Origin of the sequence: Micromonospora sp. NPDC049523 (assembly GCF_040676775.1) — a bacterium.
Taxonomy (GTDB): Bacteria; Actinomycetota; Actinomycetes; order Mycobacteriales; family Micromonosporaceae; genus Micromonospora_G.
In genome coordinates, this window is sequence record NZ_JBFAPP010000006.1 from 250702 (window position 1) to 276901 (window position 26200).

The following is a 26200-nucleotide window of genomic DNA, read 5'->3' on the forward strand; positions in this document are numbered from 1 at the left end:
CCGCCCCCGAAACCACCGCCGCGTCGCCCCCGAAATTACCGCCGCAGGCCCGCTGTCTCGACCGATCGAGGTAGCGGGCCGGTTGCGTTCCGGGGTCGTTTTCGTGTTCGGGCTGGTCATGCCGGGCGGCGCCGCCGAGGCCGAGCCGGCGATGGTCACCGCCGGCCTTACCCGGTCGATCCGGGCAGGGGACGGGGTCTATGTTGTGGGGGCGTTTCGGGTGGTTCGGCGCGCTTGCGGCGCCCGACGTCGCGCCCACCGGACCGGTGCCGGCAGGACCCGACCATCGCCCGGCCGGCAGCGGTCGAGCCCCGATGAAAGGAAGCGCAACCCCATGTCTGGAGTCCAGGGCCGGCACTGGCAGGACGAGTCGGCGAACGCTTCACCGACCGGGCGGGGCGAGACCGGCCTGAGGGCGGTCGACGGGCCACCGCCGGAGGAGGACGCCGACCTGGCCGCCGCCGTACGCTCCACCACCAGGATGCGTACCGCCTTCTACGTCGTGGTGCTGCTCATCGCGCTCGGTGGTCAGGTGTCCGGTGCGATGGAGGCGCTGGCCATGCCCTGGTACGTGGCGCTGCCGGCGGTCGGAGCACTGGAACTGGGCGGCATGGTGGTGCTGGCCAACGCGGACGTACGCCGACGGCTGGGCGAGCACGCCACGCTTTCGCGGCTGCTCTCCGCCGCCATCGCCGGGGGAGCGGTGGCGTTCAACTGGCTGGCCCACGACAACCACCTCGAAGGCGGCTTCTACGGCGGCATGTCGCTGCTGGGCTACCTGGTGTGGCTGATGAACACGGAGAACAAGCGGCGCGACCGGTTGCGCGCCAAGCGCCAGCTGCCGCCGACACCGCCCGCGTACGAGGTGGTGGGGCACTGGCTGCGGCACCCGATGCTGACCCGGCGGGCCCGCTCGCTGGCGAAGGCGGCACCGGGGCTGGGCCTGTACGGCTCGCTGGACGCGGCCCGCGTACAGGTGCGGACCGAACGTCGGCAGGCGGCCCTGGCCAAGGTGCTGCGCCGCAAGATCAGGCGGGCGCTCGACGGCACCACCGCCGACATCGCGGTGGCCGTCTACGACCTCGACGAGATCGCCCGCCGGCTTGCCGAGCGCGCCGACTACGACGGGTTGACCGCGCTCATCGCGGCGGACCTCGCACCCGCCCGCGTACTCGCCGGCAACCTGCCGGCCAACCGTCGCCGCTGGCGCCGCCGCCGGGGCACGCCGGTGGACGCCGCCGCGCTCGCCTCGGCCGGCCAGCTGCTCACCGACGCCCTCGCGCCGCCGGCCCCGACCAGGACCGCCCCGGACGCCCGGTCGATTCCGGGTACGCCGCAGGCCGAGGCCGACACCCTCTCGATCACGGGTACGCCCTCCGGTGCCGCCGACACCCGTCCGATGCCGGTCATGCCGGCTGACGGCACCGACACCCCTGCGATAACAGGCACCTCGCCCGGTGACGCCGCGTCCCAATCGGCCCCGGTCGCCTCCCAGGGCGGCACCGTGTACCGACCCGGCGATCCGGAGTCGATCACGGTGACCGGGCGGACAGCCAGGCCGGGCGAGTACGCCCGACCCGTGTCCGCGCCGAGCGCTGACGTCGCCCCGGCGGTCGCCGACGTTGATCCGGCGGCGGCGCGCGTCGTCCGGGCGGCCGTGCCGGCACAGCGGTCGGCGACGCACGACGACCTGGCGGACGAGCGGCCGATGCCGGTCGCCGACCAACCCGCCCCGGCTGCTGCCGCACGTGCCGACGACGGCGTCGCCCGTTCCGATCCGGAGCGCAACGGTGCCGCCGACCAGGGTGACCGCGCGGAGTCGGGCCGCCCCCGGTGGGACGCGCTGACGGCCGAGGTGAGCGCCATCTTCTCGACCGCCCAGGCCCAGCGCCGGACCGCGCGGACGGCCAACGACCGGGAGACGGTGTCGGGTCGGACGGGAAGCGATCGGGAGACGGTGTCGGGTCGGACGGCAAGCGATCGGGAGACGGGATCCGGCCGGACAGGACCCGATCGGGAGGCGTCGGGGTCCCGTACGGTGGCCGATCGGGAAAGTGCGCCGTCCCGTACGGTCGCGGCGCGGGAGGCGTCCGGGCGGAACGGGACCGAGCGACGGTCGGTCTCGGCGCGTATCGGTGCCGACCGGGAGACGGTGTCCGCCCGCATCGTGGACGCGGGGGAACGGGTACCGGAGCCGGCGCGGCCGGTCGAGCCGGCACCCGGACCGGCGGATGGGCCGCCGGACGTACCGCTGCTGGAGCGTCCGTTGCCTGATCTCGTCGCCGCGGCGAAGACCCGAACCCTGCCCCCGTCGCAGCTCGGCTCGTTGCCGGCGGCCGGGCCGGTGCGACCGGCGCGGGGCGTGGCAGCGGTGCCGTCGGCCTCGGAAGGCTCGCTCCGGGCCAGGGTCCACGCGCTGCTGGACGCGGAGGTGACGGCGGACGACGACCGGGACAATCCCGCCCTGACCGATCTGGTGGTCAGCCAACTGCGGCTTGCCCCGGCCGAACGTGCCACCGTCGCGAGGTACGTCAGCCGCTGGCGCAGCGACATCGGCGCCGGACGTCGTACGCCGACCACCGAGCGGCGCCTGGGTGCCGCACCGGGCCAGTAACCCGCTCCGCGGTGGTCCGTTGTCGGTCGCGCCGCGAGATGTCGACCCGGGTCTAGGACGTGCGTGGCATGAGCACGGCGCCGATCCGGACCGTGGTGCCGCCCGTGGTGCTGTCGATCGACAGCGTGTCGGTCGTCTGCTGGACGATCCACAGACCCATGCCCCCGTCGGGGGAAGGTGTCGGGCGCTCGCTGCGGTTGAGGTACCTGTCCGCGGGGAAGCCGGGACCGTTGTCCCGGACCTCGCAGACCAGGTCGGCGGTCTCCCATAGGCGCAGCTCACCGCTGCCACCGCCGTGACGCACAGCGTTGATCATCACCTCGTTGACGGCCGTGACGAAATCCGCGGCCTTCTCGGCACTCAGCCGGCAGCGGCGGATCACGGCGTCGACCGCGTGGCGGACCTCGGTGAACCGCCTCGCGTCGAAAGTGGATACGAGGAGTAGTTGTCTCATGCCGTAAAGTGGTGTGTCGGGTGGGGGATGCCCGGTCACGGGAGTCCCTTTCTGAACCTGGTTCGACCGCTGGCACGTGCCCGATTCCGAGCCGTCGGGGCAGGCCGGGGATTCCCGGAGGCCGGGCGGAATGCTGAGCTGGGTGTGTCCGTGTGCGGCAACGTTCGGAGTCTGGAGCGCGGCCGACCCTGACCTCACCGGGACTTCTGCGAATCCTCCGATCGTGGGCGGTGAAGGCTGGGTAGATGGATGCTACCGCCGCCCGCGCTGCGACGTCGGGTGCGGCCGTGCCCGGGCCGGCTGGGGCTAGGCTCATCCCGTGATCGAGGCAGGTGACACCGGTAATGCCGAGCGGCTGCGTCGTATCGAGGCAGTGACCGACGCGGCCCTGTCTCGTCTCGACGTGGAGCAACTGCTCGGGGAACTGCTCAACCGGGTGCAGGATCTCCTGGGGGTCGACACCGCGGCGATCATGCTGGTCGACCCGCACGCCCGGGAACTGGTGGCGACCGCGGCCAGGGGCCTCGAGGACGAGATCCGTCAGGGCTTCCGGCTCCCGATCGGCCAGGGCTTCGCCGGACGGGTCGCGCGGGACCGGCAGCCGGTCGTGATCGAGCGGATCGAGCAGGCCGACGTGGTCAGTCCGGTGCTGCGAGAGAAGGGCGTCCGCTCGTTGCTCGGCGTGCCGATGCTCGCGGGCAAGGACCTCGTCGGGGTCCTGCACGTCGGCGCCCGTACGGTGCGCCACTTCACCCGCGACGACATCCAGCTGTTGCAACTCGTGGCCGACCGGGCCGCGCTGGCCTGTCAGGCGCGCCTAGGCAGCATCGACCGCGCCGCCGCGCTGGCCCTGCAACGCAGCCTGCTCCCGGCCCGCCTGCCGCACGTTCCCGGCGTCGACACCGCCGCCCGGTACGTGCCCGGTCACCAGGCCGGCATCGGCGGCGACTGGTACGACGTGTTCACCCTTCCGTCGGGGTGGCTCGGCATGGTCGTGGGTGACGTCTCCGGACACGGACTGGCCGCGGCCGTGGTGATGGGACGGCTGCGCAGTGCGCTGCGCGCGTACACCCTCGAGTGCGACGACCCGGCCGACGCGCTGACCCGCCTCGACCGCAAGGTCCACCATTTCGAGACCGGCAACCTCGCCACCGTGATGTACGCGATGGTCAGCCCGGAGCGGGATCGGGTCCACATCTCGCTCGCCGGCCACCTGCCACCCATCATGGTGAGCCCCGGACATCCGGCCGAGCTCGTCACCCTGCCCGTCGACCCGCCGCTGGGCATCGGGCGACCGCAGCACCGCCGTACCACCGTGGTCGACTTTCCGCCGGACGCGGTCCTCGTCTGTTACACGGACGGGTTGGTCGAGCGGCGCATCGAGACCATCGATGTCGGACTCGACCGCCTCCGCGCCGCCATCCGGCCCGGTTCCGCCGAGGACGTCTGTGTCGGGGTCATGTCGACGCTCGGTGTCGATCAACCAGCCGACGACATCGCCCTGCTGGCCATCCGCCGCCACCCGACACTGGGGTAGTCGCCCGCTCCGCCGCAGCCGGCTGTCCCGTGGGTGCCCTTGCGCTCCAACGCGTCCTTGACTGACCTCCATACTGCATACAGAATCCTATGAGGTGCCTTGTGGGGTGTCCAACGCGCCGGCAGTGAGACCTGGAGCAACGTGAGGAGATCGCTGATATGACACGCGTGGGTTTCATCGGGCTCGGCATCATGGGCGGCCCGATGGCCACCAACCTGGTCAAGGCCGGCTTCGACGTGATCGGCTACGACTTCAGCCCGGCGCGTACCGCCGCGCTCGCGGCCGGCGGCGGGCGGGCCGCCGACGGCATCGTCGAGGTGGTCCGGGAGTCCGATGTGGTGATCACGATGGTGCCGGACTCGCCGGACGTCGAGGCGGTGGCACTCGGCGACAACGGCCTGCTCGCCAACGCCCGCCCGGGCCAGCTCTGGATCGACATGAGCAGCATCTCGCCGAAGACCGCACAGGGGGTCGCCGAGGCGGCCAAGCCCTACGGCGTACGGGTGCTCGACGCGCCGGTAAGCGGTGGTGAGCAGGGGGCGATCGAAGGCACGTTGTCGATCATGGTCGGTGGCGACGCGGCCGACTTCGAGGCCGCCCGGCCGGTGCTGGAGGTGGTCGGTGCCACCATCGTGCACGTCGGGCCGCACGGCTCCGGCCAGACCGTCAAGGCGGCGAACCAGCTGATCGTCGCCGGCACGATCGAACTCGTCGCGGAGGCGATCGTCTTCCTGGAGGCGTACGGGGTGGACACGGAGGCGGCGGTCCGGGTACTCGCCGGTGGTCTGGCCGGCAACCGGATCCTGGACCGGAAGGCCGCAGGCATGCTGGCCCGGCAGTTCCAGCCCGGATTCCGGATCGACCTGCACCACAAGGACATGGGCATCGTCACCTCCGCGGCACGCGAGGCGGGGGTGGTGATCCCGCTCGGCGCGGCGGTCGCGCAGCTCATCGCCGGGCTGAAGGCACAGGGGCACGGTGGTCTGGACCACTCGGCGCTGCTGAAGGTGGTCGAGCAGCTCTCCGGTCGTACGTCGGGCTGAGGACGACCCCGATGGCCCGCCGCGCGAAGATCGTCTGCACCCTCGGGCCCGCGACCGCCGCCCCGGACCGGTTGCGGGACCTGGTCGAAGCCGGAATGGACGTGGCCCGGATCGACCTCGCCCACGGCACCCCGGCCGGGCACACCGCGGCCTACCGGCTGCTCCGCGAGACCGCCGCGCGAGCCGGCCGCACCGTCGGTGTCCTCGCGGACCTGCGCGCGCCCAGGATCCGGTTCGGGCGTGCCGCGACCGGGGACGCGTTCACCGAGCAGTTGACCTCGGACCTGCGCTTCGTCCTCGGACTCGGGGTGGACCTGGTGGCGCTCTCCGCCGTCGGCTCACCCGAGGACGTCAAGATCGTCCGCGACCTGATGGACGGGTACGGCGTGCGCCGGCCGGTGTTGGCCAAGCTCGACACCCCGTCGGCGGTACGCCACCTCGACGACATCGTGGCCGCATTCGACGGGTTGGTGGTGGCCCGCGACGACCTCGGGGTGGAACTCCCGCTGGACGAGATACCCCTGATCCAGAAGCGGGCGATCCGTCGCTGTCGGGCGCTGGCGAAGCCGGTGATCGTGGCCGGCCAGTTGCTCGACTCGATGGTGGAGCAGCCACGGCCGACCCGGGCCGAGGCGTCCGACGTAGCCAACGCCGTGCTCGACGGCGCGGACGCGCTGCTGCTCGGCGCCGAGACCGGCGTCGGGGCGTTCCCGGTGCAGGCGGTGCGGATGATGGCGCAGATCCTCGGTACGGCCGAGGCGAGCGCACCGGCTCGCCGTACCGCGTCACGGGGCGGGGCGGCCACCAACGTCGACGCGATCGCCGAGGCCTCGGTGGAGGTGGCCGAGTCGCTGGGGGTGAGGGCGATCTGCTGCTTCACCCGCAGCGGTTCCACCGCCCGGCAGTTGGCCCGCCACCACCCGGTCGTACCGTTGCTGGCGTTCACCCCGGACCCGGACGTGCCCGCGCGGCTGGCGCTGACCTGGGGTGTGGAGACGTTCAGGGTGCCGGTGGTCGTGCACACCGACGAGATGGTGCACCACGTGCAGGACGTGCTGCTGTCGCTGCCCCGCTTCGAGGTGGGCGACCTGGTGCTGATCGTCGCGGGCAGCCCACCGGGGCTGCCCGGTTCGACGAACACCATGCGCCTGCTCCGCCTCGGTGACCGGGTTCTGGCCCGGCCACCGGTTCCCGCGTCGAGACCGCTGCGGCGTCCGGCACCCCGCCCCGAACCCGTCCCCTGACGCGAACCCCGCGACCCTGGGACCCCGCGACCCTGGAACCCCCGCGACCCTGGGACCCCGCGACCCTGCCGGGCCGTCACGCCCGCGCCATCGGGGCATCACCCCCGCGTGCTCGCAGGTGTCACGCCTCCGCGCCAGCGGCGGCGGGCAGCCGCTCCTCGCTCCGGCCGATTCCGCTCGCGCCGACAGCGGTGCCGGCACCGGTGGTACCGGCTTCGGGGCCGTCCGGCGGCTGCTGCAGCGGCTGGGCCGGGTCGGCGGCGGCCACCACCACCGGTACGGTCGCTGCCGCCTCCGCACCGGGCAGGGCGAGCAGTTCCACCTCGGCGCCCTGCCAGCCCGGCGGTACGACCGCCAGCGCGTGCGCCTCGGCCGCGCCCCAGAGCAGGCCGGGGCGGTCGTGACCGACCGGGACCACCACCGAGCCGACCCGCGCGACCGGCACCAGTCGGGTGTCCCGGTCGAGCACCTTCACCGGTCCGGTCAGCCGGGCCGTCACCGGCGGCCGGTCCACGCGGCCGGCGAGCCGGCCCAGCAGCGGGGCGAGCAGGGTGAGCCCGGCGACCAGCGCCGCGTACGGGTTTCCGGGCAGTCCGATCACCGCCCGGCCGTCCGCCGTCGTGGCGAGCAGTTGCGGGTGGCCGGGCCGGCACGCCACCCCGTGCACCCGGACCAGCGCCGCCACCGCATCCAGGGCGGCGCGCAGGTGGTCGGCGGCGCCCACCGAGGTTGCCCCACACACCACCGTCACGTCGGCGCCGGGGCGCCGGATCGCGTCGACCAGGGCGGCCTGGTCGTCGGTCACCCGGACGGTCCAGGCGATCTCGCCGCCGGCCGCGTGCACCAGGCCGGGCAGCAGTGGGCCGATCGCGTCCCGGACCCGTCCCGGTGACGGCAGCCCGGCGGAGAGCAGTTCGGCGCCGGTCACCACCACGCCGACCCGGGGACGGCGGAACACCGCCAGCCGGTCGTGCCCGAGGCTCGCGGCGAGGCCGAGCAGTGCCGGGGTGACCAGGCTGCCGGCCGGCAGCACCCGTTCCCCGAGCGGACAGTCGTCGCCGCGACGCCGGATGTGCCGACCGGGTTCGATCTCGCCGTGCATCCGGTCGGCCCGGCACCGGGCCCGCTCGTACGGCAGCACCGCGTCGGCCCCGGCGGGCACCAGGGCGCCGGTGGCGATCTCCACCGCGGTGCCGGGGCGCAGCGGGGCGACCGGGGTGGGGTCGCCGGCGAGTACCCGGCCGACCACCTGCCACGGCCCGGCGCCGGACACGGCGTACCCGTCCATGGCGGCCGCGTCGTAGGCCGGCAGTGGGGAGAGAGCCACGAGCGGTGCGGCGAGGGTGGCGCCGAGCGCGTCGGACAGCGCGACGTCGATCCGGTCCAGCGGGCTGCCAACCGCTCGGGCGATCCGCCGGGCGTCGGGCCAGCCGATGGCGGTCATGACCGGGTCTCCCGGTCCTGCAACTGGCTCATCAGCGTCCCTCGCAGTCTTCCGGTCGGTTGCCGGGCCGGCCAGTCCATCGTGCCCGACCCGAGGGGCGGAAATCGATTGATCCTGGACAGCCGCGCGTCGCTGGTAGACACTAGTGCACGTAACATACAGTATACAATGGCCGACGATCGGGGGTTCCTGACGCGCGGCCGCACGGTGACAGGTGGAGGTACCAGGGATGCCGGACGCCAGGAATGCCGTTCCCACGCGAGAGGTACGCGACGTGTACGGGCGTCGCTACCGCGTCGGGGAGACCGACTTCGACCTGATGGGACGCTCACGCACCTGGATGCTCCGGCTGTGCTGGGCCTCGATGCTGGCGATCAGCCTGTTCCAGTACGGCTTCGGCGCCGCTATCCCGGCCCTCGTCCGGGCCAACGGCTGGACCCTGTGGGAGGCGTTCACCGTACTGGCGGTGTGGATCGTCTGCCAGGCGGGCACCGCGCTGCCAGCGGTCTGGCTCTACCGGCGGGTCCGGGTCCGGCTCGCCGTACCGATGCTGACCGGCGCGACGCTGGGCCTGGTCGCCCTGATCACGCTCGGGCACAGCCGGGACCTGGCGACGGTGCTGCTGGGCTACTCGGTGCTCGGCGGGATCGGCGCCGGGCTGGTCTACCTGACCTGCATCGCCACCGTCAGCGAGTGGTTCCCCGAGCGGAGCGCGACCATGGTCGGCGTGGTCAGCGGCGCCTTCGGCTACGGCGCGATCCCGTTCGTCGTGGTCGCCGCGTACGCGCTGGGGCTGGGGAATCTTCCGGTGGTCCTGGACGGCGCGGCGGTTGCCGTGTTTGCCGTGGTCGGGGTCAGCGGACTGTTGCTGCGCAAGCCGCCCCGGCACTGGTGGCCGGCGCATCTCGACCCGCAGCGGTGGGCGGTCGACCGACGGCTCAACCGCAGCATCCCGAACAACATGCCCGCCATCCGTCACTACTCGCCCCGGGCGGCGGTCCGCAGCGGAATGCTGCCGGTGATGTTCCTCCTCGTGGTGCTGACCGCCGCGATGGCCCTGTTCGACATCGCGTACCTGGTCGGCTTCGCCCACCACCGGGCCGACCAGCCGTTCCTGATCGTCGCCTCGATCGGCGTCCTGGCCGCCGCCACCGGGATCGGTCGGGCGTTCACCAGTTCGCTCTCCGACCGGCTGGGCCGCCGCCGTACGCTCGGACTCGCCCTGGCGATCGGGGGAGTGGCCCAGTTCGGCCTGCTCGCTGCCGTACACGCGGAGCAGGTGGTGGCGGTGGTGGCGTTCGCCGGACTCGCCGGCGCGGGCACCGGCGCCGGATACTCTCTGCTGGTCAGCCTGGTACGCGACTGGTTCGGCGGCGAGGCGACCCTGTTGAACTACGGCATCGTCTACACCGGCAAGGCGGTCGGCGGGCTGGTGGGCATCGGGTTCGCCGGACTGGTGATCGGTACGCCTGGCGCGATCGCGGCGTTTGTCGTGGCTGGCTGTCTGGGGCTGGTCGGCGCACTGTTGACGAGCGGGATGCGGCAACCGGGCCGGCCGACGCTGTCGGTCCTGCCCCGGCTGCGCCCGGACGAGTTCTGATCGGGCGGGCCGCCGTTGCGCACCGCCGCGGTGGATACGAAGCGATGATGGGTGGTGGCAGATGGGACGGGTGACAAGCCGACGTCGTGTGGTGCGGGTGGTCGACGGGACGGTCACCGAGCCGGTGGACACGCTGGTGGCCGAGGAGCCGCTGGAGATCCGGGTCAACGGACGGGCGCTCACCATCACCATGCGTACGCCGGGCGACGACTTCGACCTGGCCGCGGGATTTTTGGTGAGCGAGGGTGTGGTGCAGCGCTCGGACCACGTAGCCGGGATCCGCTACTGCGCCGGGGCGACCGACGACGGGGTCAACACGTACAACGTGGTCGACGTGGTGCTCGGCGCCGGGGTGCCGGCGCCGGACCCGTCCCTGGAACGCAACTTCTACACCACGTCGTCCTGCGGCCTCTGCGGCAAGGCCAGCCTGGATGCCGTACGCACCACCGCGGCCTGGTCGGTCGCGGAGGACCCGCTGCGCGTCACCCCGGAGCTGGTGGCGGAGCTGCCCGACCGGCTGCGCGCCGCGCAGCGGGTGTTCGACCGTACCGGTGGCCTGCACGCCGCCGGGCTGTTCGACGCCGCCGGCCAGCTCCTCTGCCTGCGCGAGGACGTCGGGCGGCACAACGCCGTCGACAAGGTGGTGGGTTGGGCGCTGCGCTCCGGACGGGTGCCGCTGCGCGGCACGGTGCTGCTGGTCAGTGGCCGGGCTTCGTTCGAACTGGTGCAGAAGGCGGTGATGGCCGGCGTACCGGCGCTCGCCGCGGTGTCGGCGCCGTCCTCGCTCGCGGTCGACCTCGCGGACGACTCGGGACTAACCCTGGTCGGTTTCCTGCGCGGTTCGTCGATGAACGTCTACACCGGCGCGCACCGGCTGGGGCTCGTCGACCGGGCTCCGGCCGCCGGCGCACTGTCCTGACCACGGGTACGACCACAGCCTCCCGGCCTCCCCCGCCAGTCGACGGGGAAGGCCGGGAGTTTCGGTGCTACCGGGTGGCCATCCGGGACAGCAGCGTCTCGCGCATCAGTTGGGCGGTCTCCGACGGCGTCCTGCCCACCTGTACCCCGACCGCCTCGAGCGCCTCCTGCTTCGCCGCCGCGGTGCCGGAGGAGCCGGAGACGATGGCGCCGGCGTGCCCCATGGTCTTGCCCTCCGGCGCGGTGAAGCCGGCCACGTAACCCACCACCGGCTTGGTGATGTGGGCCGCGATGTACTCCGCGGCCCGTTCCTCGGCGTCGCCGCCGATCTCCCCGATCATCACGATCGCGTCGGTCTCCGGGTCGTCCTCGAACGCCTGCAGGCAGTCGATGTGGGTGGTCCCGACGATCGGGTCGCCGCCGATGCCGACGCAGGTGGAGAAGCCGAAGTCGCGCAGTTCGTGCATGAGCTGGTAGGTCAGCGTGCCGCTCTTGCTGACCAGCCCGATCCGCCCGCGCTCGGTGATGTCGGGCGGGATGATGCCGGCGTTGGACTGTCCGGGACTGATCAGGCCGGGACAGTTCGGGCCGATGATCCGGGTACGGTTGCCGGTCGCGCACGCGTGCGCCCAGAAGGTGGCGGTGTCGTGCACCGGGATGCCCTCGGTGAGCACGACGACCAGGGCCAGTCGGGCGTCGATCGCCTCGATCACCGCGGCCTTGGCGAACCGGGGCGGTACGAAGACGACCGAGGTGTCGGCCCCGGTGGCCGCGACCGCCTCGGCGGTGCTGTCGAACACCGGTATGCCGTCGACCTGCTGGCCGCCCTTGCCGGGGGTGACCCCGGCGACGATGTTGGTGCCGGCGGCGACCATCCGACGGGTGTGCTTCGTGCCCTCGGTGCCGGTGATGCCCTGGACCAGTACGCGGCTGGATTCGGTCAGGAAGATTGCCATCGCTGTCATGCCCCCTTGGCGGCGAGTTGGGCGGCGAGGCGAGCCGCACCGTCCATCGTGTCCACGGTCCGTACGCACTCCAGTGCGGCTGCGGTGAGGATCCGTCGACCCTCCTCGGCGTTGTTGCCGTCCAGCCGTACCACCAGCGGCTTGGTGATCTGAGCACCGTCGCGGGTGAGTAGTTCGATCGCCTGCACGATGCCGTTGGCGACCGCGTCGCAGGCGGTGATGCCGCCGAAGACGTTGACGAAGACGCTGCGCACCGCCGGGTCGCCGAGGATGATCTCCAGCCCGTTCGCCATCACCTCGGCCGAGGCGCCGCCGCCGATGTCGAGGAAGTTGGCCGGCTTGACCCCGCCGAACTCCTCACCCGCGTACGCGACCACGTCGAGGGTGCTCATCACCAGGCCGGCTCCGTTGCCGATGACCCCGACCTCGCCGTCGAGCTTGACGTAGTTGAGGTGCTTCTCGGCGGCGAGGGCCTCCAGCGGGTCGGCCGCGGCGGTGTCGACGAACTCGGCGTGCGCGGGGTGGCGGAAGCGGGCGTTGTCGTCGACGGTGACCTTGCCGTCGAGGGCGCGTACGGAGCCGTCGGCCAGTTTCGCCAGTGGATTGATCTCCACCAGCGTCGCGTCCTCCGCCTGGAACACCGTCCAGAGCCGCACGAGCACGTCCCGTACGCCGTCGTGCACGTCGGACGGGAGGTCGGCGTCGACGCAGAGTCGGGTCGCGGTCTCGGCGCTGACGCCCTCGGCAGGGTCGATCGGCAGCCGGATCAACGCGTCCGGCTGCTCCACCGCCACCTGCTCGATCTCCATGCCGCCCTGGCGGGACACCATGGCGAGAAACGATCGGTTGGACCGGTCGAGCAGCAGCGAGACGTAGTACTCGTCGGCGATGTCGCTGGCCTCGGTGACCAGCACCCGGTCGACGGTGTGTCCCTTGATGTCCATGCCGAGGATCGCGCTCGCCGTGTCGTACGCCGAGTCCGGGCCGTCGGCCAGCTTGACGCCGCCGGCCTTGCCCCGGCCCCCGGTCTTCACCTGGGCCTTCACCACGACCCGGCCGCCGATCTCGGCGGCGGCCTCGCGGGCCTGTTCGGCGGTGTCGGCCACGCGGTACCTACCCACAGGTACGCCGTGTTTGGCGAACAGGTCCTGTGCCTGGTGCTCCAACAGATCCACAGAGGGCCTCCCTCTCCTTGACCTTCGTGGTGGTGGCGTCCGAGTCGAGGTCCGCGGAGGGTCAACCGGAATTCGTTTTGCTACCCCCTAGACACCCCGCTGTTACATGCGCCACGATATTGCCTACCCCATACGGTATGCAATCCCCGAGGGCGTGGAGGGTGTCGATGATCCGATGGTCGTCGGCGGACCCACGCGACGCACACCTCGGGTGTGAATCCCCTGATCAGCAACACGTGGCGTGTCACGTACAGGAGGTTGGCTCATGGGTAAGGCACTGGAGGGCATCCGCGTCCTCGACATGACACACGTGCAGTCCGGTCCCTCGTCCACACAGATCCTGGCGTGGCTGGGCGCCGACGTCATCAAGCTGGAGGCCCCGGGCACGGGCGACATCACCCGCGCCCAGCTGCGCGACCTGCCCGGTGTGGACAGCCTCTACTTCACGATGCTCAACGCCAACAAGCGCAGCATCACGCTGAACATGAAGAGCGAGCAGGGCAAGGAGATCTTCACCTCGCTGGTGTCCGGTGTGGACATCCTGGTGGAGAACTTCGGGCCCGGTGTGGTGGAGCGCTTCGGCTTCCCCTGGGAACGACTGCAGGAAATCAACCCCGGCCTGGTCTACGCCTCCATCAAGGGCTTCGGGCCGGGCCGCTACGCCAACTTCAAGGCGTACGAGGTGATCGCCCAGGCGATGGCCGGCTCGATGAGCACCACCGGCTTCGAGGGTGGCCCGCCGACCGCCACCGGCGCCCAGATCGGCGACTCCGGCACCGGCATCCACCTGGTCGCCGGCATCCTCGCCGCGCTGTACCAGCGCACCAACACCGGCCGGGGCCAGCGGGTCCAGGTCGCCATGCAGGACGCCGTGCTCAACCTGTGTCGGGTGAAGCTGCGCGACCAGCAGCGGCTGGCGCACGGGCCGCTGGGGGAGTACCCCAACGAGAACTTCGGCGACGAGGTGCCGCGCTCGGGCAACGCCTCCGGCGGCGGCCAGCCGGGCTGGGCCGTGCGCTGCGCACCGGGCGGACCGAACGACTACATCTATGTGATCATCCAGCCGGTCGGCTGGAAGCCGATCACCGAGCTGATCGGCAAGCCGGAGCTGGCCGACGACCCGGCCTGGAACACCCCGGCGGTACGGCTCGCCAAGCTCGACAAGGCGTTCGCGCTGATCGAGGAGTGGACCGAGAAGCACACCAAGTGGGAGGTCATGGAGAAGCTCAACGCGCACAACATTCCGTGCGGGCCGATCCTGTCGACCAAGGAGCTGATCGAGGACACCACCCTCGCCGAACTGGGCTCGGTGGTCGAGGTCGAACACCCCGAGCGGGGCGTCTACAAGACCGTCGGCAACCCGATCAAGCTGTCCGACTCGACCGTCGAGATCGAGCGGTCGCCCCTGCTCGGTGAGCACACCGTGCAGGTCCTCGGCGAACTCGGCTACGACGAGAGCCAGGTCGCCGACCTGCGCGCCGCCGGTGTGATCTGACCATCCCGCTGTTCACAGTCGTCCGCCGCGACCGGCGGGGCGTTCGGTCCGAAGGAGAGACGAGGAAATGTCAGATAACGCAACCAGCTACGACCGCGAGGCGGTACGCCGGGTTCTCGACCAGGTCCGGGCCGAGGGCCGTGACTCGCTGACCGCGCCCGAGGGCCGGCTGGTCGTCGAGGCGTACGGCATCAGCACGCCGCAGGAAGGGCTGGCCACCAGCGCCGACGAGGCGGTGACCCTGGCCGGGCAGATCGGCCTGCCGGTGGTGCTGAAGATCGTCTCGCCGGACATCCTGCACAAGACCGAGGCCGGCGGTGTGCTGGTCGGACTGAAGACGCCGGCCGAGGTGGCCGACGGATTCCAGACCATCGTGGACAACGCAAAGGCGTACCGGACCGATGCCCGGATCGTCGGGGTGCAGGTGCAGCAACTGCTCACCTCCGGCCACGAGGTGATCGTCGGCACCGTGACCGACGAAACCTTCGGCAAGGTGGTCGCGTTCGGGCTCGGCGGCGTGCTGGTCGAGGTGCTCAAGGACGTGACCTTCCGGCTCGCCCCGGCCGACCACGAGACCGCGCTGTCGATGATCGACGGGATCGCCGCCGCCGAGATCCTGCGCGGCGTACGCGGCGCCGAGCCGGCCAACCGCGAGGTGCTGGCCGGCCTCATCCGACGGCTGTCCGACCTGGTCACCGACTTCCCCGAGCTGGCCGAGGTCGACCTCAACCCGGTGCTGGCGACCGCGTCCGGCGCGACCGCGGTCGACGTGCGGATCCTGGTCGACGACGAAGCGGCCAGGACACCGGAACGGTTCTCCGAGGAGGAGATCCTGGCCAGCATGAACCGGATCATGCGACCCGCCGCGGTCGCCGTGATCGGTGCGTCCGCCGAAACCGGCAAGATCGGCAATTCGGTGATGAAGAACCTGGTGAACGGCGGCTACCAGGGCGAGATCTACCCGATCAACCCGAAGGCCGACGAGATCCTGGACCGCAAGGCGTTCAAGAGCATCGCCGACGTACCGGGACCGGTGGACGTCGCGGTCTTCGCCATCCCGGCGAAGTTCGTGCCGCAGGCACTCGAAGAGGTCGGCGCCAAGGGCGTGGCCGGGGCGATCCTGATCCCCTCCGGCTTCGGCGAGACCGGCAACCACGAGCTGCAGGACGAGGTCGTGGCCATCGCCCGCCGGCACGGCGTACGCATCCTCGGGCCGAACATCTACGGCTACTACTACACGCCGGAGAACCTCTCCGCGACCTTCTGCACGCCGTACGACGTCAAGGGCGGTGTCGCCCTCTCCTCGCAGAGCGGCGGCATCGGCATGGCGATCCTCGGGTTCAGCCGGTCGGCGAAGATGGGCGTCTCCTCGATCGTCGGCGTCGGCAACAAGGCCGACATCGACGAGGACGACCTGCTGACCTTCTTCGAGACCGACCCCAACACCCAGTTGATCGCGATGCACCTGGAGGACCTCAAGGACGGCCGGGCCTTCGCCGAAACCGCCAAGCGGGTCTCGAAGACCAAGCCGGTGCTGGTGCTCAAGGCCGGCCGGACCGACCAGGGCGCCAAGGCCGCCAGCTCGCACACCGGCGCGCTCGCCGGCAACGACAAGGTGTACGACGACATCCTGCGGCAGAGCGGCGTGATCCGCGCCCCCGGCCTCAACGACCTGCTCGAGTACGCCCGCGGTATCCCGCTGCTGCCGACCCCGCAGGGCGAGAACGTCGTCATCATCACCGGCGCGGGCGGCTCCGGCGTACTGCTCTCCGACGCCTGCGTCGACAACAGCCTGCGCCTGATGGAGATCCCGCCGGACCTCGACGAGGCGTTCCGCAAGTTCATCCCGCCCTTCGGCGCGGCCGGCAACCCGGTGGACATCACCGGTGGCGAACCACCGTCGACCTACCGGAACACCATCGCGCTCGGCCTGTCCGACCCCCGGATCCACTCGCTGATCCTCGGTTACTGGCACACCATCGTCACCCCGCCGATGGTCTTCGCCGAGCTGGTGGTCGACGTGGTGGAGGAGTTCCGGGCCAAGGGCATCCACAAGCCCGTCGTCGCCTCGCTCGCCGGCGACGTGGAGGTCGAGCAGGCAAGCGAGCACCTGTACCGGCACGGGATCGTGGCCTATCCGTACACCACGGAGAAGCCGGTCGCCGTGCTCGGTGCGAAGTACCGCTGGGCCCGGGCCGCAGGCCTCATCGGGGCCGACCCGAGCACCGGCGGCTGATCCGACAGACCCGCGGCACCGGTCTTGCCGAGGGGAAACCTGCGACAGCGACCGCTGCGCGGCCAGGAGGCGAACAGGACATGACGTCGGGGTCTGGTTCCGTCCCCCAGACCCCCCAGCCACTAGGTCCCGAGGAGGTCCAACGTGGACGCATCAAACGATCCTGCCCCCCGTCCCCAGGGGGGAAGTGCCACGGCCCCACCCAGCACCACCACGTCCATCCCTACACCCCGGTCCGGCGAGCAGCGTGTCTGGCGGGCCGGCAAGCTCGAGCCGATGCCGATCCGGGAACTGCCGGACGCACCCCCCTCCGTCCACCTGCTCGGCCCCACCGTGTTCCTCGTCGCGCTCGGCGTGGGCATGGGCGAGGCGTACATGTGGCCCCGACTGGTCCTGGTGTTCGGCCCGGAGATCCGGTGGCTGTTCCTCATCGGTGTGACCCTCCAGGCCTTCGTGATGCTCGAGATGGCCCGGTACGCCATGGCCACCGGCGAGAGCATCTTCTTCGGCGCTGCCCGGGTGTTCAAACCACTGATGTGGTTCTTCTTCGGGGTGGCGATCCTGGTCTATATCTGGCCGGGCCATCTGTCCACCGGCGCCGCCGCCTTCGAGGAGGTGAGCGGCGTACCCTGGGTCGTCACCGCGTGTATCGGCCTGATCCTGGTCGGCATCCTGTTCAGCCTCGCCTCGGTGATCTACCCCCTGCTGGAGAGCCTGCTCGGGATCCTGATCGGCGTGCTGGTGGTCGGCACCTCGGTGGCGGCCTCGCTGGTCGGTCAGTGGAGCGACGTCACCGCCACCCTCGGCGGTATGTTCCGGTTCGGCTACCTGCCGGACGAGGCGATGTCGGCAGCCTGGTTCCCGGTGCTGGTCGGCGCGATCGCGTTCGCCGGTCCGTCCGGCATGCAGCAGATGTGGTACACGCTGCACCTGCGTGACTCGGGTGCCGGCATGGGCGCGCACATTCCGAAGATCCGTGGACTGCGGTCGGCGGGTGCGGAGGACGAGATGCCCTCGCGCGGGTTCATGTTCGACACCGACAACCCGGCCGAGATGCGCAAGTGGAAGGGCTGGCGCAAGTGGGTGACCTTCGACGCCGTACTGCTCTTCTGGGGCATCACGATGCTGGTCACCATCTCGTTCACCGTGTTGGCCCAGACCGCGGCGCGGGAGAGCCCCAACGTCGCCGGGCTGATCCGTGACGGTGACCGGGAGGTCGCGCTGACCGCGATGGCGGACGCCTTCGCCTCGGCCGGAGCGCCGGTGCTGCGCGGCATCTTCCTCGGCTTCATCGCCCTGATCGGCCTGAACGCCACGCTGGGTCTGTTCGACTCGTTCTCGCGCGGCCAGGCGGACATGAGCTACCACTTCATCCGTGGGGCGAAGAAGTTCGGCATGTCGAAGCTCTACGCCGGTTTCCTCTGGGGCGTGATCACGTTCGGGATCCTGATCCTGCTGTTCGGCCCCGCCGACGGTCCGGGCGCGATCCTCGACGTACTGGCCTTCCTGTCCACGTTCGCCATGGGCACCTACTGCGTGGTGCTGCTCCTGGTGAACAACCGGATGCTGCCCAAACCGATCCGCCCGGGGATCGTGCAGAACCTGGTCATCGGGTTCGGCGCGGTGTTCTACCTGGGCATGCTGATCTACAGCCTGGTCCGATTCGGCGTGGTGGTGGGTTGAGATGACCACCAAGCGGATGAGAGATCTCGGTCAGATCGCGATCCCCGGTGCCGGTATCGGTGCGAGCGCCGGACTGGCGGCCCTGGGACTCGCCCTGATCGTGGGCCAGCCGATCGGCTGGGCGGTGGCCACCGGTGTCGCCCTCGGCCTGCCGCTGGCGTTGATCGGTGGCGGGTTCGGCGCACTGCTCGGGGCGGGGATCATCACGCCCGGGGTGTTCGCGCCGGCCGGGCTCTACTGGTTCGTCGGGTTCCCGGTGGCCAGACTCGTCCACGAGGTGCTGGCCGGTCTGCTGATCGCGGGCCGGCCGGCGCTGCCGCCGGACGTCCTCGGTTTCCTCGCGTACCAGGCGATGATCAGTCTCGGGTTCGCCATCGGGTTCAGTTGGTTGCACGAGCGGTTCGCGCCGGGCTGGCTGCGCCGGATCCAGCCGGACAACCCGCCCGCCGAGCGGCTGTACGGCTTCTACGTCCAACACGCGCAGGCGCAGTGGCAGGCGCGGGAGAACCGGCGGCGGAACCGCGGCGCCGGGCAGGGATTGGGTCGGCTGATCCGGCCCCGGACCGGAGGTAGGGCATGAATCTGCCCGGCTGGGTGTGGGCGGTAACGATCATCGCCTTCATCGTGATGATCGCGATCGACTTCTACCTGGTGGCCCGCAATCCACGCGACCCGTCCTTCCGGGAGTGCGTGGCGTGGGTGAGCTTCTACATCCTGGCGGCGGTCGCCTTCGGCCTGGTCCTGACGGGGACGGCCGGCGCCACGTACGGCGGGCAGTTCTTCGCGGGTTGGCTCACCGAGTACTCGCTCAGTGTCGACAACCTGTTCGTGTTCGTCATCATCATGAGCCGGTTCGCGGTGCCGGTGGAGTACCGGCAGAAGGTGCTGCTCATCGGCATCGTGATCGCGCTGCTGCTGCGGGGCGTCTTCATCGCCGCGGGCGCCCAGGCGATCACCCGGTTCGACTGGCTCTTCTACCTGTTCGGCGCGTTCCTGATCTACACCGCGATCAAGCTGGTCGGGCCGCAACAGGAGGACGAGTTCTCGGAGAACGTCGCGCTGCGTACGGTCCGCCGGGTGCTGCCGACGACCGAGTCGTACCACGGCGCGTCGGTGTTCGCCCGGATCGACGGTCGGCGGATGGTGACCCCGATGCTGATCGTCATGGTCGCCATCGGTACCACCGACCTGCTGTTCGCGCTGGACTCGATTCCGGCGATCTTCGGCCTGACCCAGGAGCCGTACCTGGTCTTCACCGCGAACACGTTCGCGTTGATGGGCCTGCGGCAGCTCTACTTCCTGATCGGTGCCCTACTGGACCGGCTGGTGTACCTCAGCAAGGGGCTGGCGCTCATCCTCGCCTTCATCGGCGTGAAGCTGGTCCTGGAGGCACTGCACCACGACGGTGTGGAGTGGGCGCCGGAGGTGCCGATCCTCGTCTCGCTCGGCGTCATCCTCGGTACGCTGCTGGTCACCACCGTTGCCAGCCTGTTGAAGACCCGGCGGGACGGACGACGGGCGGCAGAGCCCGCCGCCGTCCCGACCGGTGGTGCTACGGACGACGGTCAGCCACGGGCCTCGGAAGTCGCCATGGCGGAACGTGATGCGTCCTGATCGGTTGTCACAGCTTCACGAGGTCGTCCTCGGTGTGCTCGTCCAGCAGCCGCGCGATCTCCTCGTCGCTCGGCCGGGTGGCTCGGCGCTGGGATTCCAGGGCGAGCGCCAGGCCGAGCCCGAGGGTGCGACCGTCGGCGTTGAATCCACGCGGGAGGTTGAGCCCGCGCTGGATTCGGTTGAGGAAACGTACGAACTCTCCTTGGGTTGCCATGACCTCTTCACCTCGTCGGTTATAGGCGTTCCCGCGGGACGACGCCCCGCGGGAGGGTGCGTACCGGCTGCGCGTCCAGGGCTGGGTGCGGCGTTGCTCCCAGCGGGACGGGCGCGTGTGCTCGATGTGGTCGCCGAGGGTCCGAGCTGGCAGGCTCGGGCCCTCGGGCGTCCCGGGTGACGATCTGGGTGTGCTCCCCGGGGCCGGATCCGGCCCGTGGGCTGTGCACGGTCACCTCGGAGGTGGGGGCTCCGCGGTGCGGCTCGGGGCGCGACGCCCCGGACCGGGGTTGGCCCGTACTCGGCGTTGATTCACCGGTGCGGGCGGCCCGTTGTGGTGCGGGGGTTCGAGGACGGTACGCGACCGTCGGCTGGTACGGCTCCCCGTGTCGGCGCCGGGTGGTGGTGTCCCGGCCCCTCGTGGGGGAGGTGCTTCCGTTCACCGCAGACCTGCTTCGTTGGCTCGATCCCCGTGGGCCTGGCTCCAGCATACAGGCTTTTGTATGCAAAATTTGATCCAGTGACCAAGGCCACGGCCCCGACGACCGCGCCCGGCCGCTGTTCCGGAGTGGACCGGCGACACCCGTGCGGTCCCTCCTGGCGGCCGGTGGTGACCGGCCCGCTCGGCTACTCGCGGTGAGCTCCAGGTCGGACGTGTAACGGCCCTATCGGCATTGATCCAGCTCAGAGGCTGTACCTCGGCGCTTTCGGATCGAGGGGAGGAGGGAGTGTGCGAGCTGAGCGTGACCCGTACGTCGCGCCTGCCATCAAGGCGTACGCGAAGAGGACGGTGGCGCTCCTGCGGAAAACCTGCCGCTACCCCCTAGACACCCCGCTGTTACATGGGCCACGATATTGCCTACCCCATACGGTATGCAATCCTCAGGGTGGCGGAGGAAGCCCATGACTCGTCAGCGACATCGAGCGCGTGCCGCGACCACCGCCGGCGCCGCACTTCACCCGCGATCCGTGCCGCCCGGCCCGTCCCGGCCCTCGGTGCGCGATCGTGCCCAGCCGTGGACAGGGGAGGTTGCCCTGGTCGAGCAGCCGATGTGCGGCCGTGCGCCGAGCGCGCCCGCCGCGCCGCGCCCGCCTGCGTCCCGGAGCAGTTTTCCAGCCCAACACCGCCGGACCCGCCGCATCCGTGCACGCAGGTCTCCGGTGGCGACTCAAGGGAGTTGAGAAACATGGTTCAGACCGCGAGGGAATCCGTCGTGGACCCGATCCTGGCCGAGCCGAGTCGCGACCCGGAGCGGATCTCCGGTGGACACCTGGTGGCGAAGGCGCTCAAGGCAGAGGGCGTCGACGTCATCTTCACGCTCTGCGGTGGCCACATCATCGACATCTACGACGGTTGCGTCGACGAGGGCATCGCGGTGGTCGACGTACGGCACGAGCAGGTCGCCGCGCACGCGGCCGACGGTTACGCGCGGGCCACCGGCAAGCCGGGGTGCGCGGTCGTCACCGCCGGGCCCGGCACCACCGACGCCGTCACCGGCGTGGCGAACGCGTTCCGGGCGGAGAGCCCGATGCTCCTGATCGGCGGCCAGGGCGCGCTCAACCAGCACAAGATGGGGTCACTGCAGGACCTTCCGCACGTGGACATGATGACGCCGATCACCAAGTTTGCCGCCACGGTGCCGCACACCGCCCGCGCGGCCGACATGGTCTCGATGGCGTTCCGCGAGGCGTACAACGGAGCTCCAGGACCGTCCTTCCTGGAGATCCCGCGCGACGTGCTCGACGCCGAGGTGCGCCTGTCCGACTGCACCATCCCGGAACCCGGCCGCTACCGGGCCTCGACCAAGAGCATCGGCGACCCGGCGGCCATCCAGCAGCTCGCCGACATCCTGGTCAAGGCCAAGAAGCCGACCGTGCTGCTGGGCACCCAGGTCTGGACCGCGCGGGGCAGCGACGCCGCGATCGACTTCGTCCGGACGCTCAACATCCCCGCGTACATGAACGGCTCGGCGCGCGGCACGCTGCCGCCCGGCGATCCGCACCATTTCCACCTGTCGCGACGGTACGCGTTCAACAACGCCGACGTCATCGTCATCGTCGGCACCCCGTTCGACTTCCGGATGGGTTACGGCCGCCGGCTGCCGAAGAACGCCACGGTGGTGCAGATCGACCTCGACTACCGCACCGTCGGCAAGAACCGCGACATCGACCTCGGTCTGGTCGGCGACCCGGGCGCGATCCTCGCCGCGGTGGCGCAGGCCGCGTCCGGCCGGATCGACAACGGCGCCGCGGGCCGCAAGCCCTGGTTCGCCGAGCTGCGGGCCGAGGAGACCGCGGCGTACGAGAAGCGGCTGCCGCGCCAGCTCTCCGACGCCAGTCCCATCCACCCGCTGCGGCTGGCGCACGAGATCAACGAGTTCCTCACCGAGGACTCCATCTACATCGGCGACGGTGGCGACATCGTGACCTTCTCCGGTGGCGTGGTGCAGCCGAAGTCGCCGGGACACTGGATGGACCCCGGTCCGCTGGGCACGCTCGGCGTCGGCATCCCGTTCGTGCTCGCCGCGAAGTACGGCCGGCCGGACAAGGAGGTCGTCGCGCTCTTCGGCGACGGCGCCTTCAGCCTCACCGGCTGGGACTTCGAGACCCTGGTCCGGTTCAACCTGCCGTTCGTCGGCGTGGTCGGCAACAACTCGTCGATGAACCAGATCCGCTACGGCCAGGCGCAGAAGTACGGGGCCGCCCGCGCCCGCGTCGGCAACACCCTGGGCGACGTCCGCTACGACGAGTTCGCCCGGATGCTCGGCGGGTACGGCGAGGAGGTGCGCAACCCCGAGGACATCGGCCCGGCCATGCAGCGGGCCCGGGAGTCCGGACTGCCCTCGCTGATCAACGTCTGGGTCGACCCCGACGCGTACGCCCCCGGCACCATGAACCAGACGATGTACAAGTAGGGGCCTTCGGCCCCGCACTGCCGGCCAGTGGGGATTGGCCGGACCGGCGTCGACCGGCGCGGCGGGAGCCGTACCGGTCGACGCCGGCGTGTGTGGGGGATGGACGCAGGTCGTCCGCGTTCTGCGACGCAGATACCCGCCACCACCCGGCGAGGGGTGGTGACGGGTACCGGGTGTTGCCGATCAGGCCAGAGCCTCCCGCTCAGCGGCCTCCTTGCGCCGCTTGTGGTAGCTCTCCCGGGTCCGTTCGGTGTGCCGGCGCATCATGTCGCCCGCGCGCTTGCCGTTGCGGCTGGCGATGACCTCGATCAGGGCCGCGTGCTCGTCCCAGGCCTCCCGGCCGCGCGACCGCGCGATCGGCAGGTAGTACCAGCGCACCCGGCGGTCGACCAGCGCGATCAGCTCGGCCAGTACGTTGTTGCCCGACATCGACACCACGTACGCGTGCAGGGCGGCGTTGGCGGCGACCATGCCCTCCTGGTCGTCGTCGCTGAGCGCCTTCTCACCGGCGCGCTGAAGGCTCCAGAGATGCTCGATGTGCTCCGGCGTCGCCCCCCGCGCGGCCAACCGGGCCGACTCGGTTTCGAGCAGCGTACGGGCGGCCAGGAGCTGGTCCGCCTCGGCCTCGGTCGGTACGTGGACGAACGCGCCGAGGGCGGGACGCAGGTCGACCCAACCCTCGCTGTGCAGCCGTTGCAGCGCCTCGCGGACGGGTTGCCGGCTCACTCCGAGCTGCGCGGCCAGCTCGTTCTCGACCAGGTGCTCACCCGGTTGCAGCTCCCGGTTGATGATCATTTCGGCGATCACGTCGTAGACCGCCTGGCGCAGGGGTGCGGGACGCTCCAACGGCTGGCGTACGGCCCGAGCCTCGGCTCGTGCGGCGGCGAGCCGTCGTCCACCGCTGGCGGCGGCTGGCGGGCTCGAGTCCCAGTCCGTCATGGAAACCTCCGGCTCTGTTGGATCGATCGGACGCACGCCGCCCGAATGTGTTCATAGCATACAGTCGCCGAGATGCAATGGTTCTTCGCGCTTGCGGCGAGCCTGGGCTGCGTCGATGCGCTGGCGACGTCGACCGCTGTGCCCGTACGTGTCGGGGTAGCCACCGGCGCACGTCCACCGGGGTGGACGTGCGCCGGGGTGCCGGCGGCGACCGGGGCGGGTCGACGGTCCGGCGGGCGGCGCGGTCCCCGCTCGGGTACCGCGGGCCGCGACGCCCGCGGATGCCGGGACCGGCCGCCGAATGGAAGTCGGGCAACCGGTGGGACCGGACCGGTCAGTGGACGCTCGCCTGTGCCGGCACGCTCTCGGGCACCGGCTCGTACTCGTTGACCTTCGCGATGGAGGCGCCGTGCGCGGTGTTCGCCTCGCGTTCGACCATCACCTCGACCAGCACCGGCCGGCTGGTGCGCTTGGCCTCCTTGCTGGCCCAGGCGAGCGCGTCGCCGATCTCGCCGGGCTCGGTGACCCGACGGCCGGAGCAGCCGTACGCTTCCATGATCTTGACGTTGTCGGTGCCGTACTCGTCGTAGTGGATGTCCACCTCGAAGTTCATGTCGTAGCCGATCTCGGCCTGCCGGATCAGGCCGAGATACTCGTTGTTGAGCATCACCAGCACGAACGGCACGTTGTACTGGGCGGCGACCGCCAGCTCCTCGACCAGGAACTGGAACGAGTAGTCGCCCACCACGCCGACCACCTCGGCGTCCGGCCTGGCCGACTTCACCCCGATCGCGGCCGGGATCTCCCAGCCGAGCGGCCCGGCCTGGCCGCAGACCTGGTAGTGCCGGGGCTTGAACACGTTCTGGAACTGCCCGGACCAGATCTGGTACAGGCCGATCGCGGTGACGAAGTACGTCTCCGGGCCGAAGAACTCGTTGATCTCCCGGAAGACCCGGGGTGCCTTGATCGGCACCGAGTCGAAGTCGTCCCGGCGGGTCAGCGTCCGGCGCAGCGTACGCACCCGCGACACCCACTGCTCGCGGTCGACCTCGGCGCCGCGGCGGCGGACCGCGTCGAGCAGTGCCGCCAGGAACGCGCCGGTGTCGGACACGACACCGAGGTCCGGCCCGAACACCTTGCCGATCTGGGTGGGCTCGATGTCGACGTGGATGAACTTCCGCTCGCCGCGGTAGGTCTCCAGGTCACCGGTGTGCCGGTCACCGAACCGGGCGCCGAGCGCGAGCACCAGGTCGGACTCCAGGAAGGACGCGTTGCCGTAGCGCTGGGTGGTCTGGATCCCGGTCATCCCGGCGAACAGGTCGTGGTCCTCCGGCAGTGAACCCTTGCCCATCAGGGTGACCTGGACCGGGATGTCCAGCGTCTCGGCAAGCTCGCGCAGCAGGTCGGTCGCCTCGCCGAGGATCACCCCGCCGCCGGCCAGGATGAGCGGTCGTTCGGCGGCCAGCAGCAGGTCCAGGGCGCGCTCCACCCGCGGCGGATGCGGCTCGACCCGGGTGACCGGCAGCGGGGCGTCGATCGTGGCGTCCCACTCGATCTCCTGGCGTTGCACGTCCAGCGGCAGGTCGATCAGGACCGGGCCGGGGCGGCCGGACCGGGCGATCCGGAACGCCTCCCGGAAGATCCACGGCGCCTGCGCGGCCTCCTTCACCTGCACCGCCCACTTGGTCACCGGCTTGGCGATCTCGACGATGTCGACCGCCTGGAACGCCTCCTGGTGCAGTTTCGTGGTGGGCGCCTGCCCGGTGATGCAGATCATCGGGATGGAGTCCGCCTGTGCGGTGTATAGCCCGGTGATCATGTTGGTGCCGGCCGGTCCGGAGGTGCCGATGGCGACACCGACCCGACCGTTGGTACGCGCCCAGCCGTCCGCCATGTGGGTGGCGCCCTCCTCGTGCCGGACGATGAGGTGCCTGATGTCGCTGTTCTTCAGCGCGGCGTACAGCGGCAGGATGGCGGCGCCGGGACAGCCGAACGCGATGTCCACGCCCTCCGACCTGAGCACGGCGACCACCGCTTCCATGCAGGGGATCTTGGCCATAGTTTCCATACCTCTCGAATGGGCGGGGAATCGTTCGGTAGTGGACGGACGG

At 70.8% G+C, this 26200-nt stretch carries 19 protein-coding genes; 12 read left to right on the top strand and 7 right to left on the bottom strand.

Features of this window, described 5'->3' with window-relative positions; genetic code table 11:
- Nucleotides 1–334 precede the first annotated feature (334 nt).
- Entirely contained in the window at nucleotides 335–2614 is a 2280-nt protein-coding gene (locus AB0J90_RS11635) for a hypothetical protein (protein ID WP_363594769.1), read from the top strand.
- A gap of 52 nt (nucleotides 2615–2666) precedes the next feature.
- On the opposite strand, the gene AB0J90_RS11640 is transcribed toward AB0J90_RS11635, so the two are convergent.
- Entirely contained in the window at nucleotides 2667–3068 is a 402-nt protein-coding gene (locus tag AB0J90_RS11640; RefSeq protein WP_363594771.1) for an ATP-binding protein, read from the bottom strand.
- 319 nt (nucleotides 3069–3387) lie between these two features.
- On the opposite strand from AB0J90_RS11640, the gene AB0J90_RS11645 reads away from it, so the two are divergent.
- The 3 genes from AB0J90_RS11645 (at nucleotide 3388) to AB0J90_RS11655 (ending at nucleotide 6892) form a co-directional block, all read left to right on the top strand.
- Entirely contained in the window at nucleotides 3388–4605 is a 1218-nt protein-coding gene (locus AB0J90_RS11645; RefSeq protein WP_363594774.1) for a GAF domain-containing SpoIIE family protein phosphatase, read from the top strand.
- A 158-nt stretch (nucleotides 4606–4763) separates the two neighbouring features.
- Complete coding sequence (locus AB0J90_RS11650) at nucleotides 4764–5648, top strand: 2-hydroxy-3-oxopropionate reductase (protein ID WP_363594776.1); 885 nt, start codon at nucleotides 4764–4766, stop codon at nucleotides 5646–5648.
- 11 nt (nucleotides 5649–5659) lie between these two features.
- Nucleotides 5660–6892, top strand: a complete 1233-nt coding sequence (locus tag AB0J90_RS11655; protein WP_363594778.1) for a pyruvate kinase — start codon at nucleotides 5660–5662, stop codon at nucleotides 6890–6892.
- A gap of 121 nt (nucleotides 6893–7013) precedes the next feature.
- On the opposite strand, the gene AB0J90_RS11660 is transcribed toward AB0J90_RS11655, so the two are convergent.
- Complete coding sequence (locus tag AB0J90_RS11660) at nucleotides 7014–8336, bottom strand: molybdopterin molybdotransferase MoeA (RefSeq protein WP_363594780.1); 1323 nt, start codon at nucleotides 8334–8336, stop codon at nucleotides 7014–7016.
- A 229-nt stretch (nucleotides 8337–8565) separates the two neighbouring features.
- On the opposite strand from AB0J90_RS11660, the gene AB0J90_RS11665 reads away from it, so the two are divergent.
- Together AB0J90_RS11665 and fdhD are read left to right on the top strand one after the other, a co-directional pair.
- Entirely contained in the window at nucleotides 8566–9936 is a 1371-nt protein-coding gene (locus tag AB0J90_RS11665) for an OFA family MFS transporter (RefSeq protein ID WP_363594782.1), read from the top strand.
- Between the two features lie 61 nt (nucleotides 9937–9997).
- Entirely contained in the window at nucleotides 9998–10855 is an 858-nt protein-coding gene (gene fdhD / locus AB0J90_RS11670) for a formate dehydrogenase accessory sulfurtransferase FdhD (RefSeq protein WP_363594784.1), read from the top strand.
- A 67-nt stretch (nucleotides 10856–10922) separates the two neighbouring features.
- Here fdhD and sucD read toward each other — a convergent pair whose 3' ends face one another.
- Both sucD and sucC read right to left on the bottom strand, forming a co-directional pair.
- On the bottom strand, nucleotides 10923–11810 hold the full coding sequence (gene sucD / locus AB0J90_RS11675) for a succinate--CoA ligase subunit alpha (protein WP_363595031.1): 888 nt from the start codon (nucleotides 11808–11810) through the stop codon (nucleotides 10923–10925).
- 5 nt (nucleotides 11811–11815) lie between these two features.
- Entirely contained in the window at nucleotides 11816–12994 is a 1179-nt protein-coding gene (gene sucC, locus AB0J90_RS11680; protein WP_363594786.1) for an ADP-forming succinate--CoA ligase subunit beta, read from the bottom strand.
- Between the two features lie 265 nt (nucleotides 12995–13259).
- Between sucC and frc the strand changes: the two genes are divergently transcribed.
- The 5 genes from frc (at nucleotide 13260) to AB0J90_RS11705 (ending at nucleotide 20022) form a co-directional block, all read left to right on the top strand.
- Nucleotides 13260–14489, top strand: coding sequence for a formyl-CoA transferase (gene frc / locus AB0J90_RS11685; RefSeq protein ID WP_363594788.1), 1230 nt, complete (start codon nucleotides 13260–13262; stop codon nucleotides 14487–14489).
- Nucleotides 14490–14556: 67 nt separating this feature from the next.
- The gene (locus tag AB0J90_RS11690) at nucleotides 14557–16725 is read left to right on the top strand and encodes an acetate--CoA ligase family protein (protein WP_363594790.1); all 2169 of its coding nucleotides are present in this window, start codon (nucleotides 14557–14559) and stop codon (nucleotides 16723–16725) included.
- A gap of 276 nt (nucleotides 16726–17001) precedes the next feature.
- Nucleotides 17002–18408, top strand: a complete 1407-nt coding sequence (locus AB0J90_RS11695) for an Nramp family divalent metal transporter (RefSeq protein WP_363594792.1) — start codon at nucleotides 17002–17004, stop codon at nucleotides 18406–18408.
- 1 nt (nucleotide 18409) lies between these two features.
- Nucleotides 18410–18988, top strand: a complete 579-nt coding sequence (locus AB0J90_RS11700; protein ID WP_363594794.1) for a hypothetical protein — start codon at nucleotides 18410–18412, stop codon at nucleotides 18986–18988.
- Nucleotides 18985–20022: a TerC family protein gene (locus AB0J90_RS11705; RefSeq protein ID WP_363594796.1), complete on the top strand. Its 1038-nt coding sequence runs from the start codon at nucleotides 18985–18987 to the stop codon at nucleotides 20020–20022. The genes AB0J90_RS11700 and AB0J90_RS11705 overlap by 4 nt, the downstream gene beginning before the upstream one ends.
- 7 nt (nucleotides 20023–20029) lie before the next feature.
- Here AB0J90_RS11705 and AB0J90_RS11710 read toward each other — a convergent pair whose 3' ends face one another.
- On the bottom strand, nucleotides 20030–20236 hold the full coding sequence (locus AB0J90_RS11710; RefSeq protein WP_363594798.1) for a hypothetical protein: 207 nt from the start codon (nucleotides 20234–20236) through the stop codon (nucleotides 20030–20032).
- Nucleotides 20237–21422: 1186 nt separating this feature from the next.
- Between AB0J90_RS11710 and AB0J90_RS11715 the strand changes: the two genes are divergently transcribed.
- The gene (locus AB0J90_RS11715) at nucleotides 21423–23150 is read left to right on the top strand and encodes a thiamine pyrophosphate-binding protein (RefSeq protein WP_363594800.1); all 1728 of its coding nucleotides are present in this window, start codon (nucleotides 21423–21425) and stop codon (nucleotides 23148–23150) included.
- 183 nt (nucleotides 23151–23333) lie between these two features.
- On the opposite strand, the gene AB0J90_RS11720 is transcribed toward AB0J90_RS11715, so the two are convergent.
- Both AB0J90_RS11720 and gcl read right to left on the bottom strand, forming a co-directional pair.
- Nucleotides 23334–24089 carry a GntR family transcriptional regulator gene (locus AB0J90_RS11720; protein WP_363594802.1) on the bottom strand — a complete coding sequence of 252 codons (756 nt, stop codon included), beginning with the start codon at nucleotides 24087–24089 and terminating at the stop codon, nucleotides 23334–23336.
- 334 nt (nucleotides 24090–24423) lie between these two features.
- Nucleotides 24424–26148, bottom strand: a complete 1725-nt coding sequence (gene gcl, locus AB0J90_RS11725; RefSeq protein WP_363594804.1) for a glyoxylate carboligase — start codon at nucleotides 26146–26148, stop codon at nucleotides 24424–24426.
- Between the last annotated feature and the right edge of the window lie 52 nt (nucleotides 26149–26200).